The sequence below is a fragment of the Tardiphaga sp. 709 genome, from assembly GCF_032401055.1.
GTDB lineage: Bacteria > Pseudomonadota > Alphaproteobacteria > Rhizobiales > Xanthobacteraceae > Tardiphaga.
Genome location: NZ_CP135529.1, coordinates 1,536,670 through 1,550,338 on the forward strand (window position 1 = coordinate 1,536,670; position 13,669 = coordinate 1,550,338).

The 13,669-nt window shown below is 61.5% G+C and carries 15 protein-coding genes; 8 read left to right on the forward strand and 7 right to left on the reverse strand.

The annotated features are described in order from the left end of the window. The first annotated feature begins 95 nt into the window (after nucleotides 1-95). Nucleotides 96-1,307 (forward strand): GNAT family N-acetyltransferase, encoded by a 1,212-nt coding sequence (locus RSO67_RS07885; RefSeq protein ID WP_315844198.1) that lies wholly within the window; start codon nucleotides 96-98, stop codon nucleotides 1,305-1,307. A gap of 18 nt (nucleotides 1,308-1,325) precedes the next feature. Beyond that, the gene (locus RSO67_RS07890; RefSeq protein WP_315843036.1) at nucleotides 1,326-2,270 is read left to right on the forward strand and encodes a JmjC domain-containing protein; all 945 of its coding nucleotides are present in this window, start codon (nucleotides 1,326-1,328) and stop codon (nucleotides 2,268-2,270) included. A gap of 10 nt (nucleotides 2,271-2,280) precedes the next feature. Here RSO67_RS07890 and RSO67_RS07895 read toward each other — a convergent pair whose 3' ends face one another. Both RSO67_RS07895 and RSO67_RS07900 read right to left on the reverse strand, forming a co-directional pair. Continuing rightward, nucleotides 2,281-2,946, reverse strand: coding sequence for a DsbA family oxidoreductase (locus RSO67_RS07895; RefSeq protein WP_068735713.1), 666 nt, complete (start codon nucleotides 2,944-2,946; stop codon nucleotides 2,281-2,283). A gap of 63 nt (nucleotides 2,947-3,009) precedes the next feature. Then, nucleotides 3,010-3,828, reverse strand: coding sequence for a helix-turn-helix transcriptional regulator (locus tag RSO67_RS07900; protein WP_315843037.1), 819 nt, complete (start codon nucleotides 3,826-3,828; stop codon nucleotides 3,010-3,012). A gap of 116 nt (nucleotides 3,829-3,944) precedes the next feature. On the opposite strand from RSO67_RS07900, the gene RSO67_RS07905 reads away from it, so the two are divergent. Next, nucleotides 3,945-4,343: a hypothetical protein gene (locus RSO67_RS07905; protein ID WP_315843038.1), complete on the forward strand. Its 399-nt coding sequence runs from the start codon at nucleotides 3,945-3,947 to the stop codon at nucleotides 4,341-4,343. On the opposite strand, the gene RSO67_RS07910 is transcribed toward RSO67_RS07905, so the two are convergent. Further along, the gene (locus RSO67_RS07910; protein ID WP_315843039.1) at nucleotides 4,340-5,011 is read right to left on the reverse strand and encodes an SET domain-containing protein; all 672 of its coding nucleotides are present in this window, start codon (nucleotides 5,009-5,011) and stop codon (nucleotides 4,340-4,342) included. The genes RSO67_RS07905 and RSO67_RS07910 overlap by 4 nt on opposite strands. A 148-nt stretch (nucleotides 5,012-5,159) precedes the next feature. Here RSO67_RS07910 and RSO67_RS07915 point away from each other — a divergent pair, with 148 nt between their 5' ends. Then, nucleotides 5,160-5,795 carry a hypothetical protein gene (locus RSO67_RS07915; RefSeq protein ID WP_315843040.1) on the forward strand — a complete coding sequence of 212 codons (636 nt, stop codon included), beginning with the start codon at nucleotides 5,160-5,162 and terminating at the stop codon, nucleotides 5,793-5,795. 20 nt (nucleotides 5,796-5,815) lie between these two features. Here RSO67_RS07915 and RSO67_RS07920 read toward each other — a convergent pair whose 3' ends face one another. The 3 genes from RSO67_RS07920 to RSO67_RS07930 form a co-directional block, all read right to left on the reverse strand. Further along, complete coding sequence (locus RSO67_RS07920) at nucleotides 5,816-6,817, reverse strand: tripartite tricarboxylate transporter substrate binding protein (RefSeq protein WP_315843041.1); 1,002 nt, start codon at nucleotides 6,815-6,817, stop codon at nucleotides 5,816-5,818. A gap of 85 nt (nucleotides 6,818-6,902) precedes the next feature. Beyond that, complete coding sequence (locus RSO67_RS07925; protein WP_315843042.1) at nucleotides 6,903-7,802, reverse strand: VOC family protein; 900 nt, start codon at nucleotides 7,800-7,802, stop codon at nucleotides 6,903-6,905. Nucleotides 7,803-7,842: 40 nt separating this feature from the next. Continuing rightward, nucleotides 7,843-8,835 (reverse strand): zinc-dependent alcohol dehydrogenase family protein, encoded by a 993-nt coding sequence (locus RSO67_RS07930; protein ID WP_315843043.1) that lies wholly within the window; start codon nucleotides 8,833-8,835, stop codon nucleotides 7,843-7,845. Here RSO67_RS07930 and RSO67_RS07935 point away from each other — a divergent pair. The 3 genes from RSO67_RS07935 to RSO67_RS07945 all read left to right on the forward strand — a co-directional run bounded on the left by RSO67_RS07935 (nucleotide 8,815) and on the right by RSO67_RS07945 (nucleotide 11,317). Next, a complete protein-coding gene (locus RSO67_RS07935) occupies nucleotides 8,815-9,663 on the forward strand; it encodes a GntR family transcriptional regulator (protein ID WP_315843044.1) in 849 nt (282 codons plus the stop codon). The two genes, RSO67_RS07930 and RSO67_RS07935, sit on opposite strands and share 21 nt — an antisense overlap. A 162-nt stretch (nucleotides 9,664-9,825) precedes the next feature. Beyond that, entirely contained in the window at nucleotides 9,826-10,686 is an 861-nt protein-coding gene (locus tag RSO67_RS07940) for a fumarylacetoacetate hydrolase family protein (RefSeq protein ID WP_315843045.1), read from the forward strand. A 49-nt stretch (nucleotides 10,687-10,735) separates the two neighbouring features. Then, nucleotides 10,736-11,317: an amino acid synthesis family protein gene (locus RSO67_RS07945; protein WP_315843046.1), complete on the forward strand. Its 582-nt coding sequence runs from the start codon at nucleotides 10,736-10,738 to the stop codon at nucleotides 11,315-11,317. 32 nt (nucleotides 11,318-11,349) lie between these two features. Here RSO67_RS07945 and RSO67_RS07950 read toward each other — a convergent pair whose 3' ends face one another. Further along, nucleotides 11,350-12,090: a TetR/AcrR family transcriptional regulator gene (locus RSO67_RS07950; RefSeq protein ID WP_410001821.1), complete on the reverse strand. Its 741-nt coding sequence runs from the start codon at nucleotides 12,088-12,090 to the stop codon at nucleotides 11,350-11,352. Between the two features lie 103 nt (nucleotides 12,091-12,193). Between RSO67_RS07950 and RSO67_RS07955 the strand changes: the two genes are divergently transcribed. Further along, the gene (locus tag RSO67_RS07955; RefSeq protein ID WP_315843047.1) at nucleotides 12,194-13,597 is read left to right on the forward strand and encodes a carotenoid oxygenase family protein; all 1,404 of its coding nucleotides are present in this window, start codon (nucleotides 12,194-12,196) and stop codon (nucleotides 13,595-13,597) included. The last annotated feature ends 72 nt before the right edge of the window (nucleotides 13,598-13,669 follow it).

Sequence of the window (13,669 nt, forward strand, 5' to 3'; positions counted from 1 at the left end):
CGGAAAAACCGGATCTTGGAATGTTTCTCCTAGTCTCCGCAGACAGCAATGGAGAAGCGGCCTGCGCCGCCTTCCTTGCGACGGGGATCGGGGACGTGGTCGACATTGCAAACCCAGCCGGCATGCATGGCAGCAGAGCGACGGGCGCCGGGATGACCGCGGCGAACCGCCCAGCACCTGCGCCCAATACGCTTGCGCCGCTCGCGGCAATCGCGCCCGAGCCATGGCGTGCGCTTGCCGAGCAGGCCGTCGAGCCGAACGGCTATTACCTCGCCGACTGGGAACTGGCCGTAAATGCATCCGCGCGCGGCCGCACCGATGTCGCCGCGCTCAGCGCCTGGATGAACGACGCCGGAACGCCCCGCTTGATCGGACTGCTGCCGGTGATCACCGCGCGGCGCGCCTATCGCATTCCTCTCCCGGCACTGGTCAGCGCCGATCCCTATGGCACGCTCTCGACGCCGCTGCTCGATCGCGACATAGCGCCTGATGCTGTCACCCGCCTGCTGGAACAGGCCCGCAAGGCCGGCGCGCATGCGCTGATCCTCGAGAACGTCTCGCTCGATGGCGCGGCGATGCAGGCGATCCGCAAATCGCTCGCCATGCAGGACATGGCGCCGCGTATCCTGCAATCGCACGCCCGCGCCTGTCTCGATGCCACGCGCGATGCCGATGACCTGCTGCGCGATGCGCTCGGCGCGAAGAAGCTGAAAGAACTGCGCCGCCAGCGCAATCGTCTCGCCGAAAACGGCGATGTAACATTCGAAATCGCACGCACACCGGCCGAGATCGCTGCGACCATCGACACATTCCTGATGCTGGAAGCGAGCGGATGGAAGGGCAAGCGCGGCACCGCCCTGATGCAGGATGCCGGCGACAACGCTTTCATCCGCCAAGCCACGACGGCACTCGCCGAACGCGGCCAATGCGAGATCGTCACGCTGCGCGCGGGCGACACGCCCGTCGCCTCCGGTGTGCTGCTCAGGCATCTCGATCGCGCGTTCTACTTCAAGCTCGGCGTCGACGAGCGCTTCGCCAAACTGTCCCCTGGTGTGCAGCTCACACTCGACGTGACGCGGCATCTCTGCGCCGATCCCGTGATTGCAAGCGCCGACTCCACGGCCAATGCAGGTCATCCCATGATCGATCCGATCTGGCGCGGCCGCCTCGCCATCGGCGACGTGCTGATTCCGCTGCGCAAACACGACCCGCTCGTCGCGCTCATCCACGGCGCGCTGACTCTGCGTCGCTCGATCCGCGAGCCGCTGCGGCGCGTCGCCCGCTCCCTCCGCAACCGCCTCCGATAGATATCCAGGGGTTCAACCATGAACGCTGCAACTGACGTCGCGCCGGTGATCTCGGCCGCCAATCAATCGCTCAAGAATGACTTTCCGTTGAAGCCGTTTGCCATCAGGCACAAGCTCGCCGGACATCCGCTGCTGACACTGCAGCGTATCGCGCAGCTCGCATCCGAACTGCCACGCGATCTCATCGAATACAATTCGGGAAAGGTCGCGATCAGCCAGGACCCCGACGCGATCCCGTCGGTGGATCTGGACCCGGTCGAGGTGGTCAATCGGATCGAGACCGCCGGCGCCTGGATGGTGCTGAAGCGGATCGAGAACTCGCCGGACTATCGCCAGCTGCTCGAAGACACGCTGCTATCGGTGGCGCGCGCCCGCGGCTTCAACAGCTTGCTCGATGCCGGTTTCGAACAGCTCGAAGGTTTTCTGTTCGTCTCGTCGCCGAATTCGACCACGCCGTTCCATCTCGACAGCGAGGACAATTTCTTCGTCCAGATCCACGGCGAGAAGTTCTTCACGATCTACGACAACAAGGACCGCGCCATCGTCTCCGACGACGAGATCGAGCGCTCGATGACCAAGCACCGCAATCTCAAATTCGACGAGAGTTTCGCGCCGCGCGCGGTCGAGTTTCACATGTTCGATGGCGACGGCTGCTATGTGCCCTATCAGTGGCCGCATTGGGTGCGCACGGCCGGATCGTTCTCGATCTCGATGGCAATCACCTGGAAGACGCGTGAGGTGCGCCGCGTCAACGACCTGCACTTCTTCAACTCGATGCTGCGCGGCATCGGCTTCCCGCAGAAGCCGCCGGGACAGCAACCGGTACTCGATACGCTGAAGCTGGCTTTCTACCGGACGGTCACTACGGCGATCAAACCGATGCGTAGTTCGCTGGCAATGCGTAAAGTGCTGCGGCGCATCGCGCTCGGCAAGAAGGCGAACTACTATCTGAAGGGCGCGTAAGCGCGCGCCCTTACTCGGCCGCCTCCGCGTTCACTTCCGCCGAGACCTGACGGATCGCGCGCGCAAGCTTCTCCGCATCCTGCGCACCGGACACGGCATATTTGCCGGCAAAGACGAAAGTCGGTACGCCGGAAATTCCCTTGTCGGCGGCTTCCTTGGCGTTGCCGGAAATCAGCTCGACGTCCTCATCAGTGGCGAGGCGCTTGCGGATGTCGTCCGCATCGAGACCGACATCGGCCGCCGCCTGCACCAGCGTCTCGCTCTGCGTGAGATCGCCGCCATCGCGGAAATACAATTCCATCAGCCGCTGCTTGACCTCCGCCGACTTGCCGGAGGCTTCGGCCCAATGGATCAGCCGGTGGCAATCGATGGTGTTGGGCTGGCGCTTCACGCTGTCCGGGCGATAGGTCAGCCCTTCCTGCTCGGCCGCGTCCACAACACGGCCGGCAATGCCTTTATAGGCTTCGACCGAACCGAACTTGGTCTCCAGATAGGTCGAGCGATCGATGCCCTCGCGCGGGATCCATGGATTGAGGAAGAACGGCCGCCAATTGACATGCACTGGCACGTCGGGGACCAGCGCCAACGCATTCTCGATCCGGCGCTTGCCGATATAGCACCACGGGCACACGACGTCGGAGACGATATCGATCTGAAGCGGCTTGACGGTGCTCATAGGCGGGCTCCCTGTATTTGTTCCGCCCACAAATAGGCGTCATGGACATCGCGGACAAGGCCGTCAGGTCCCGTTTGAAGCGATCTCGCGAAGCCTGTTCGCCGTGACCTCATCTGCCGGAAAGAACGTCTCGATGGCGATTTCCGACAACGTGATATCCAGCGGCGTACCGAAGGTCATGGTGGTCGACATAAAGCTCAGCACATCGTCGCCCAGCTTCATGCGGAACGGCACCACGACGCTGTCAGCCGCGATCGGCGCCGACCGCGCCGGCACCGGATAGGTCTTCAATTCCTGATACAGTTTGAGCAAGTCAGGATCGGCGGTCGCCTCGCATTGCCGATGCAGGCGCTCCAGCAGATGCGCACACCATTCGCCGAGATTGACCGTGCGCGATGCCAGTCCCTGCGGATGAAAGCTCAGTCGCAAGACATTCAAAGGCGGCGCCAGCAATTCAGGCGCGATGCCTGACAGCAGCGGCATCACCATTCGGTTGGCCGCGACCAGATTCCAGTGCCGATCGACCGCCAGCGCCGGATTGGGCTCATGGGCCTTCAGCACGAGGTCGATGGCCTGTCGCGCTGAATTCAGCGCGGGATCGTCCAGCGCACGCTGCGGAAAGGCCGGCGCGAAGCCAGCAGCCACCAGCAAGACATTGCGCTCGCGCAGTGGCACGTCGAGCCGCTCGGCCAGCCGCAACACCATCTCGCGCGAGGGCGAGGCGCGGCCGGTCTCGAGGAAACTCAAATGACGCGTGGAAATCTCGGCATCGCCGGCCAGATCGAGCTGGCTCAGGCGGCGGCGCTGCCGCCATTCGCGCAGATGATGACCGATCCCGGCGGGCCGGGATGTTGCGGAGGACCCTGCTAGCTGTGTGCTCATGGCAAAAAGCTAGCATGCGAATTTCGCAGCTTCCATGACCTCACAGGTAATCGATTTGGCTCCGCGGCGCCGGCATCTTCGGGACATCCACAACGACCAACCGAAGGACAACGACCATGATCAATCCCTCTCTCCTGCTCCGCCGCGCCATCCAGATCGACGCTGTCGTCAGCGGCGCCATGGCGCTGCTGCTGACCTTTGCCGCGGGCCTGCTGGCGCCGCTGCTGCATCTGCCTGAAGCGCTGCTGCTGGAATCCGGTCTGTTTCTGATCGCCTATGCGGCGCTGGTCGGCTGGCTCGGCACCCGCGCGACCATGCCGAAGCTGCTGGTGCTGGTGATCATCATCGGCAATGCGCTGTGGACGCTGGGCAGCATCGGCCTGCTGTTCTCCGGCGCGGTGACGCCGAACCTGCTCGGCCAGATCTTCGTGGCCGCGCAAGCGATCGCAGTCGGCGTGTTCGCGGAGCTGCAATATATCGGGCTGCGCCGAAGCGCAGCGGCACAGGCGGCTTAAGCCGCCTTGCTCTTGGCGGTGCCGGCCTTGGCCGACCTGGATTTAGTTGACTTGGCCTTGGTAGCTGCGGAGGTCTTCTTCGCGGCGGCCTTGGTCGTTTTGGCTTTGCCCGAAGCCGCTTTGCCCGAAGACTTGGCCTTCTTGGCCTTATCTTTGGCCCTCTTGGCCTTCGCCTTTTCTTCCTTCTTCAGCGCCTTACGCTCGGCCTTCTCCTTGGCCTTGAGCTTCTCGGCACGTGCCTCGGCGCGCTTCTTCTTGCGCTTCTTCTCGCAGGAATCGCATTTGCAGCCGATCGGCTTCAGGTATTCCTTGAAATACTCCGTGCCGTAATCGTAGTTGATCTCTTCGCCCAGCTCGATCTTCTTGATCGAGCGGATGATGATCTTCTTCTTCGCCGCATTGACGTCGGACTCGGCGTTCGGCTTGCAGGCGTGGTTGATATAGCGCGCGATGTTCTTGCGGATCGAACCATCGACGGTCCAGCGCTTGCTGATCTGGAACAGATACTTGTTCTCGATCGCGTCGTGCTTCTCGTTCTTCGAATCCAGCAGGGGCCCGAAGTATTGGACGATCTTGACGCCCTTCTTGATCGGCTGGGTGGCGAAAAGACCGAGACCTGTTTTGGAACGGCCGATGCGATATGGCTTGGCGGAAGTCGAGGCGGGCATGGGATGAGGAACTGACGCTGCTGGAGACAAAATGAAGGCTGACCAAGCTGTCTAGCGCGATTCAGCCAGCCCTGTCAGCCGCTTCCGTTGAACCTTCCCCAGCTTGTGAACGTCAAACCTGCACCTTTCCCGTGCAGGATGCCCTTGAATGCCCCGCGTACCCGCTCTCGCTGTCGCCCTGACGATCCTGTTCGGCGCCGTTTCAGTTGCCGCGGCCGACACTATCGGCAGCGTCTACACGTCGGTGGCCGACAAGGACTGCCGCAAGGTGTCCAACCTCAAACTGGATGGCGATGATTACGCCGCGGAACGGACCTGCCGCGGCCTGGCCGGTCTCGTCGTGGTGAAGAATGAGGACGACCTGCGCGAGACCATCACGGTCGGACGCAGCGCCAGCGCGGCTGACAAGGAGCCCGCAGCGTCGCAGGGCTTCGGACCGTTCAACTCCACTACCAACACGATCGAATGGCGCGTCATTGGCGGCAAGCCATTCGCAATGATCCAGCGCTGGCACATCGCCGATAACGACGATCCGGAGAAAAATGGCCGGCCAAAATCCAAGCAGATGCTGGTGGTTACGCGCCTGCCGCCGGGCGCGGTGTGTCACGTCGCCTATATCGACGTGACAGCCAATCCGGATGCCAATGAGATAGCCCGCAAGGCCGCCGACGAACTCGCCCGCGGCTTCGATTGCAGCAAGAACAAGATTAGCGTGATCGGCATCGGCGGCCGCGCCACGGCACTGGCGATGGCATCGCGCAATATCCCGGGCCTGGCTCGGTAGGGTTCAAATCGATCGCGTGGTCAAAGCTTCGGTATTTTCGCCGCGTCGATCACCGCCGTCCATCGCGCGATTTCCGACGTGACCAATTCACGCATTTCCGGCGGCGTGCTTCCCCGCACCTCGCCACCGATCGCCGCTTCCAGCCGCGCCCTGATCCCCGGGTCGGCCAGAGACTTCAGAACGGCTGCGTTGAGTTGGGCGATGATCCCCGGCGGAGTGCCCTTCGGCGCCAGCAGCCCAGCCCACGTCCTGACATCGAACCCCTTCAGACCTACCTCGTTGGCCGATGGAACATTCGGCAGCAAAGCACTCCGGGTCGATGATGTAACGGCGAGGCCACGCACCGCACCACTCTCGATCTGCGGCGCAACAAGCACGCTGGTGCCAACGATCATCGGCACATCGCCCGCGAGTAACGCGGTGATCGCCTGAGAGTCGCCGCGATAGGGCACGTGCAGCACGTCGATGCCGGCTGCCGCTTTCAACAATTCGCCAGCAAGGTGATGCGTACTGCCGAAGCCGACCGATCCGAAACTCAGTGATCCCGGCTTGGCCTTTGCGAGCGCGATGAGCTCTCCCAGCGTTTTTGCTTCATAGTCGCTGCGGGTAGCGACGACGAGCGCGTAATAGACGATCGTGGAGATCATCTCGAAACTATCGATGGGTTGATAGGATAGCGATTTGTAAAGCCCCGCCGAAATCGCGTGGCCCCCGGTCACAAGGCCGAGCGTGTATCCGTCAGGCGCAGCCTTGGCGACCGCGTCCGATGCGAGATTGCCGCCTGCACCAGGCTTCGCTTCGACGATGACGGTCTCATTGAGCTGTTTCGCCAGCCCGTCGGCAACAACGCGGGAGAGCGTGTCCGCCGCCCCACCCGATGCGAAACCGTGCACGATCCGAATGACACGATTTGGGTAGGCTTGCGCCGAGGCGCCAGGCACGTCGATCGACGAGACTATAAATATAGAAACCGCGACGCATGCGAGAACTCTGCCCCGAATAGATTTCGACAGCTGGCTCATTATTTCCTCCCGTTTTATTTCTTCAGCACTGATCGCCGAGGTGCCGATCTGTCGCTTCATGGCGGCGACTTTGTCGGCAGCGATGTCATGTCGCCTTGCGTTTGAACTCCACGAGCTCCGGCGATGGAGCCGGCCCCCAGATATCTCGGGGGAGACCTACCCAGACCTTGGGGCGCTGCGGACGATCGCGGTGCCATGGGCGTGGCTCGAAATAGCCAAGCTCTTCATCGATCATCTGATCGAGATCGAAGAACAGTTCGATGAGATGACCATCCGGATCGCGATGATAGATCGCAACATTGTGGCCCGGGCCATGACGCACCGGCCCCCACAGGATCTGCATCTTCTTGCGCCCGAGCAGGTCGCAGGCGCGATGCATGTGCGAGGCATCACGGAGCTCGAAGGCCGCGTGATGCAATCGCCGACCCGGGCCGCACGCGAAATTGACGGAGTGATGGTCGAAACCACACCGCATGAAGACGAAGGCGTCCTCGATCCAGTCCGACACGCGGAAATTCAGCACGTCGCCATAAAATTTTGACGCCTTCAGCGGGTCTTGCGTGTAAAGCGCGATATGGCCTAGGCGGTCGGCTGCAATGCCGCCGACAGGCTGTTCCGCGACAGCGAATGTCGGCCCCGCAAGCAGTTCGATCTCCATTTCCTCGAAGTCGCGGAACAGCACCGAACGGGACACGCCAGGAAGCGGATCGGACTGGATCTCGGCCGCAATTCCAGCCCGCGACAGCGTTGCCACCAGGTCAGCGAAATCCAGATCGGGCGCCACTTCAAAGGTCAATCGCCGACAAGTCGCCTGATCGCCACGCTGCAGGACGACGGCGAGTTCGTCCGAGTCGGTGGCCAGCAATGCGCGACCGGCGTCACGCGTCACCACACCGAGTCCGACCACCGTTTGATAGTAGTCGATCTGCCTGTCGATATCAGGCGTAACGAACGTCACATGCCTGATGCGTTTTACCTTGATCATGTGGTCCTCCGTATCTCGTTCCAGACCGATAGCCGTTCGCCTACGGGGTCATGATGATCTTGCCGAGCGCGCCCCCGGACTCCAGCAACGTGTGCGCCTGCCGGACCTCGGATAATTTCAGCCGCGCGGAGATAGCGGGCTTGATCTCCCCGCGCCCAAGCAGCGAGATCAACTTCCCCATGATGGCGCGGCGCGCATCGCGGTCATGGTCGTAGATGTGAAAGGAGAAGCAGCGCACGGCCGGACAGACGTCGAGATACTTCCGCATCTCTCCCATCAGGTTTTCTTCGGGAAGGCCGGCGAAGGCGTTGTAGGAGACCAGCGTCCCCCATTTGCCGAGCACGCCGAGATAGGAGACGAATTCGGGACCGCAAACATGGTCGAGCACAAGGCCGACGCCGCTCGCCCCGGTCAATTCGCGCGTCCGCGCGACGACGTCCTCGTCACGATAGAAGATCACGTGGTCGACGCCGTTGGATTTGGCGAACCGGGCTTTTTCGGCGGTGCTGACCGTACCGATCACCGTCATGCCTGCCAGCTTCGCCAATTGCACGATCGACGTGCCGACGCCGCCAGCAGCACCGATCACAAGCACACTGCCTGCGGGATTGTGCCCACCGCATTCATGCAGCAGCGCCCAGGCCACCTGATAGTTGGCGAGACAGACGGCGTCCTGAAGATCGACGGCATCAGGCAACAGATGGATGGCATCGGCCGGCGCCACCACATATTCGGCGTAACAGCCGCCGCGCTGTGACAGATCCCGGGCGCTCAGCAAAACCTTCTGCCCGACCGAGATGCCGACAACACCGTGACCGACTGCGGAGATGCGCCCGGCGACATCATTCCCCGGATTGGCCGGCAGTGGCGGCATCCACTTGTAAACGCCGCGCCGGATCAAGGCGTCCGGCTGGCCGACGCCAAAAGCCTCAGCCTTGATCTGCACCTCTTTCGGGCCCGGAGCCGGAATGGCGACATCGACATAATCGAGCGAGTCGGGACCACCGGGACGATGAACCAGCACAGCCTTCATGAATCCACCCTGCAGAAGTTATTTTCGAAAATATGTCCTATTACGAAAATTATTGCAATAGCGGTCATGCGCCGGCATTCTGCAACCAGCCGGCGCCATCAGCCGGCGGAATCCGAGGTCCATTACATGACTGCTTCGGCCGTCAAATCGCGCAAAGAATTCGGCAAAACACTCGCTGTCGATATCACGCACCGACTGCGTCAGGATATCGTCGCCTGCCGGCTCAAACCTGGCGAACCGCTAAAATTCGATGCCTTGAAGCTCGCTTTCGGCGCAAGCTTCACGACCCTGCGCGAGGCGCTGACCTCGCTGACGGCGGACGGCTTGGTCGTTGCCGAGGAGCAGCGTGGCTTTCGCGTGGCGCCCGTTACGAGCGACGACCTGATCGACATCACCCAGACCCGGATCCTGATCGAGATCGAACTACTCAGCCGCTCCATCACAAATGGCGGAGATGACTGGGAAATAGCGGTTATGTCGACCCTGCACAGGCTGGGACGCATTGAGGAAAGGCTTCCCGGTAATCACGTCGAGAACCCGGAATGGCAGATCGCTCACCGCCAGTTTCACGAGGCACTGGTGTCGTGCGGGCGCTCCCCGACCTTGTTCGGCATTCGGGCTTCGTTGTTCGAGCGCGCCGAACGCTATCGAAACCTGTCCGCCATGTTTCGCCCGCAACCACGCGACAAGGTCGGTGAACATCGCGCCATCATGCAGGCCGCGATTGCCCGCGATACAAATCTCGCGACGTCCTTGATAGACCAGCACATCCGCAGCACCTCCGACAATGTCGTGAAATACGCGTCTCATCTGCTGACCGAATCCTGAGACGGGATCGCCGCCTTTCCGGCGAAAAAACAGACGGCGTCCCCAACATCCCGCCTGGAAAGTCTCCGCAGGCGCCGTCAACCCTCTTGTCAGGCTTTATTTTCGAAAATATAATAAACTTACGAAATTTCGATATCCGGGATTAAACAGAAAGGCCTCATCATGAAGCTCTTGTCTTTCAGCCATCAGCAGCGCGAGAGCTGGGGAGCCGTCGTCAACGACGCGATCGTCGATCTCGGCAAGGCGCTCCCGCACTATCCGACGCTCGCCGATTTCATCGCCAGCCCCGACTTCGCCAAACGCGACCAGATCGTTGACGGACACAAGCCGGACCTGAAGCTCTCGGACATCAGCTACCTGCCCGTGATCCCCCGCCCCGAAAAGATCGTCTGCGCGGTGCGCAACTATCTCGACCACCACAAGGAAGCGGTGGCTCATGGCATGGACCGCCAGATCACCGAATTCCCACCGATCTTTCTGCGGGTCTGGCGCTCGCAGGTTGGCCACAACCAGCCGGTGATCCGGCCGAAAGTCTCCACGCATCTGGACTGGGAAGGTGAGCTCGCCGTCGTGATCGGCAAAGGCGGCCGCCATATTCCCGAAAGCGAGGCGATGAACCACGTCGCGGGCTATTCGATCTACAACGACGTCAGCGTCCGCGATTATCAGCGACACGCGCAGCAGATCGCGGCCGGCAAGAATTTCGTCGGCACCGGACCGTTCGGCCCGTGGCTGGTGACCACCGATGAATTGCCGGACCCCACCAAGCTCAAGCTCGAAACCCGCGTGAATGGTGACGTCGTCCAATCCTCGGACACATCCTTTTTGATCTTCTCGATTCCCCGGCTGATCAACTACGCATCGGAAATCTTCGACCTCGTCCCGGGTGACGTCATTGCAACGGGAACGCCTGCCGGCGTCGGCTTTACGCGCAAGCCTCCGATCTTCCTGAAGGCTGGCGACATCGTCGAAGTCGAGATCGAGAAACTCGGCATCCTCAGCAATCCCGTCATCGACGAATAGTCAGCGGACGGCTCCCTCGCAACGCTCGCAAAACACGGACTGGTCAGCCATGACATCCTATGACATTCGCAAGACCCAGATTTCCGTCGAGACGATCTGGCACGAACGCGGGCCGCGCCTGGCACAACCGCTTCGCGTCGGCACTGCACTGGCGATTATCCGCAATCCTTTTGCTGGTCGCTACGAGCCCGACTTGATGGCCTTCCAGGCTGAACTACGTGAACTTGGACGCACACTTGCGGCCGAACTCGTTCAGGCCCTCGGCGGCAAAGAACGCATCGAAGCTTACGGCAAGGGCATGATCGTGGGCGACGACGGCGAGCTTGAGCACGCGGCGGTGTGGCATGAAGCCGGCGGCTGGGCGATGCGCGAGATTCTCGGCCAGCCCAAAGCCATCGTGCCGGCCGCGAAGACCATAGGCGGGATCGGCACACGACTGATGATCCCGCTGGGCCATATCGAAGCGGCCTATGTCCGCAGTCATTTCAGTACTGCTGAAATGACCATCTGGGACGGCCCGCGCCGCGACGAGATCGCCTTCGGCCTGGTGATGGCCACCGGCGGAAGGCCGCATGCACGTATTGGCGGGCTGGCAGCATCCGATATCTCGGTGCATGACGGACAGCGATAGCGACCGCAAACAAAGCCACGCGAAAAGTTTCGCTACTTCGGCGCCTCCATCACCCTGGCGACGGTGATCTTCAGCATCTCGACGAACAGCTTCTCTGCGTCGGTGCCATCAGGCAAGCGGCGCAGGATGTCAGTGAGACGGCCGTCGAGGGTCAGCATGGTGAAACCATGCACCAGCGACCACGTCCGCGCGATCTGCGCGGCCTGCTCGATGGTCAGCGCATCGGTGGCGACATTGCCCGGATGATGTGCGCCGACCACGCTGGCAAGACCGGCGAAGGATGCATTGGCTGCTTCACGCAGATTCGGCCGGGTCATGTCGAGCCGCTCGGTGCGGAACATCAGTTGATACATGCCGGGCTGCGCACGGGCATAAGCGAGATAGGCCTTCGCGCGGGCGAGCGCGCTTTCGAGCGGCGTCGTGCCACTCGCACCAGCCGCAGTCATTGTGGCGTTGAAGTTGCGAAAGCCGATGGCAGCGAGTTCGCTGACGAGGCCAGTGAGATCACCGAAGTGATGCGTCGGAGCGGCGTGCGAGACGCCGGCTTCGCGGGCGACGGCGCGCAGCGTCAGGCCAGATAGTCCATCGCGCTCCAGCACGATCTCCGCAGCTTTCAGCAGCGCGCCGTGCAAGTCCCCGTGATGATAGGGAGATTCGGCGCCGGCGGTTTTTTTGGCCGCGCCCTTGGCTTGCGAATTTCCTGCGACCTTCTTGCGGCGGTCTTGCGGCACGGCGCGCGGTTTCGCGGTCTTGGTCTGCTTCGTCATGGTCATGTTATAGGTCGTCATTTTTACACTGTAAAGATTTTGCTTGACGGGCCGGCCGCTCACATCTAGCAATCTAGACAACGTAAAGATAACAGCATGGGAGACGACGATGGCGCTGCTGGACCCGGTCGAGGCTGCTCATGACAATCTTGCGCCGATCCCGATGGAGTGCGACGCGCCGTTCCTGACAGTCGTCGGCGAATTGCCGCGTGAGCTCAACGGCACGCTCTACCGCAACGGCCCCAATCCTCAATTCGAGACGAAAGGCTCGCACTGGTTTGTCGGCGACGGCATGTTGCATGCCTTTCACATCGAGAACGGCCGCGCGAGCTATCGCAATCGCTGGATCCACACGCCGAAATTTCTCGCCGAGCACGATGCCGGCCGCGCGCTCTATCGCGGCTTCGGCCAGAAAATGCCGGATGCCCCGGCTTCACTTGGCAATGACTCAGGTGCAGCTAATACCAACATCGTCTTTCATGCCGGCCGCCTGCTCGCGCTGGAGGAAGGCCATGCACCAACCGAGATCGAACCGGGCACGCTGAAGACGCTCGGCTATCAGAACTATAGCGGACGTATCGGCGGGCCGTTCACCGCGCATCCGAAGATCGATCCCGTTACCGGAGAGATGAATTTCTTCGGCTATAATGCACGGGGAATCTTCAGTCCCACGATCTCGTTCGGCGCGATCGATTCATCGGGTATCGTGACGCGTTTCGAACGTTTCGATGCGCCCTATGCCAGCATGGTGCATGACTTCATCGTCACCGAGAATTACCTGTTGTTTCCTATCCTGCCCATCACCGGCAGCATGGATCGTGCGCGGTCGGGCCGCCCGCCCTATGCCTGGGAGCCGGACAAGGGTTCTTACGTCGGCGTGATGAAGCGCGGCGGCAGCGCGGATGATATCAAGTGGTTTCGCGCCGAGGCCTGCTACGTCTTCCATGTGATGAATGCGTGGGAGGACGGCGACCGCATCATCGCGGATGTGATGCAGTCCGAAGAGGCGCCGCTGTTCACGCATCCCGACGGCTCGCCGACAGATCCTGCGAAATCCAATGCGCGACTGTGTCGCTGGATCTTCGATCTATCGGCCAATACCGATCGCTTCACCCGCACCTATCTCGACGACGTCACCGGCGAATTCCCGCGCATCGACGAGCGCCGCTCCGGCCTCGTCAGTACGCAAGGCTGGTACGCCTGCGATAATCCGGCACCGGGCGCCAGCAAGGCCTTTTCCGGGATCACACATGTCTGGCGTGACGGCGTCAGGCTCGGCCAATATATGCTGCCACTCGGCGACAGCATCTCCGAGCCGGTCTTCGTCGCGCGCGGCAAGGATGCAGCCGAAGGCGATGGCTGGCTGCTCGCGGTGGTGTGGCGAGCCCGGCAGAACCGCAGCGATCTGGCAGTGTTCAATGCCACCGATGTCGCCGCGGGGCCGATTGCTCTCGTTCAGCTCTGTCACCGGGTACCGGCGGGCTTTCATGGCAACTGGGTTGATTCCTTCTAAACCATTGATCCAATGACAATTAAAGATCACGATTCACATAATTTTGACAGTGTAAAGATTTCTGTTGACGAG

What these genes read in the sequence shown, in the direction of transcription:
- RSO67_RS07890 (WP_315843036.1), top strand. Translation starts at nt 1,326, where the DNA reads ATGAACGCTGCAACTGACGTCGCGCCGGTGATCTCGGCCGCCAATCAA.
- RSO67_RS07895 (WP_068735713.1), bottom strand. Translation starts at nt 2,946, where the DNA reads ATGAGCACCGTCAAGCCGCTTCAGATCGATATCGTCTCCGACGTCGTG.
- RSO67_RS07900 (WP_315843037.1), bottom strand. Translation starts at nt 3,828, where the DNA reads ATGAGCACACAGCTAGCAGGGTCCTCCGCAACATCCCGGCCCGCCGGG.
- RSO67_RS07905 (WP_315843038.1), top strand. Translation starts at nt 3,945, where the DNA reads ATGATCAATCCCTCTCTCCTGCTCCGCCGCGCCATCCAGATCGACGCT.
- RSO67_RS07910 (WP_315843039.1), bottom strand. Translation starts at nt 5,011, where the DNA reads ATGCCCGCCTCGACTTCCGCCAAGCCATATCGCATCGGCCGTTCCAAA.
- RSO67_RS07915 (WP_315843040.1), top strand. Translation starts at nt 5,160, where the DNA reads ATGCCCCGCGTACCCGCTCTCGCTGTCGCCCTGACGATCCTGTTCGGC.
- RSO67_RS07920 (WP_315843041.1), bottom strand. Translation starts at nt 6,817, where the DNA reads ATGAGCCAGCTGTCGAAATCTATTCGGGGCAGAGTTCTCGCATGCGTC.
- RSO67_RS07925 (WP_315843042.1), bottom strand. Translation starts at nt 7,802, where the DNA reads ATGATCAAGGTAAAACGCATCAGGCATGTGACGTTCGTTACGCCTGAT.
- RSO67_RS07935 (WP_315843044.1), top strand. Translation starts at nt 8,815, where the DNA reads ATGAACCAGCACAGCCTTCATGAATCCACCCTGCAGAAGTTATTTTCG.
- RSO67_RS07930 (WP_315843043.1), bottom strand. Translation starts at nt 8,835, where the DNA reads ATGAAGGCTGTGCTGGTTCATCGTCCCGGTGGTCCCGACTCGCTCGAT.
- RSO67_RS07940 (WP_315843045.1), top strand. Translation starts at nt 9,826, where the DNA reads ATGAAGCTCTTGTCTTTCAGCCATCAGCAGCGCGAGAGCTGGGGAGCC.
- RSO67_RS07945 (WP_315843046.1), top strand. Translation starts at nt 10,736, where the DNA reads ATGACATCCTATGACATTCGCAAGACCCAGATTTCCGTCGAGACGATC.
- RSO67_RS07950 (WP_410001821.1), bottom strand. Translation starts at nt 12,090, where the DNA reads ATGACCATGACGAAGCAGACCAAGACCGCGAAACCGCGCGCCGTGCCG.
- RSO67_RS07955 (WP_315843047.1), top strand. Translation starts at nt 12,194, where the DNA reads ATGGCGCTGCTGGACCCGGTCGAGGCTGCTCATGACAATCTTGCGCCG.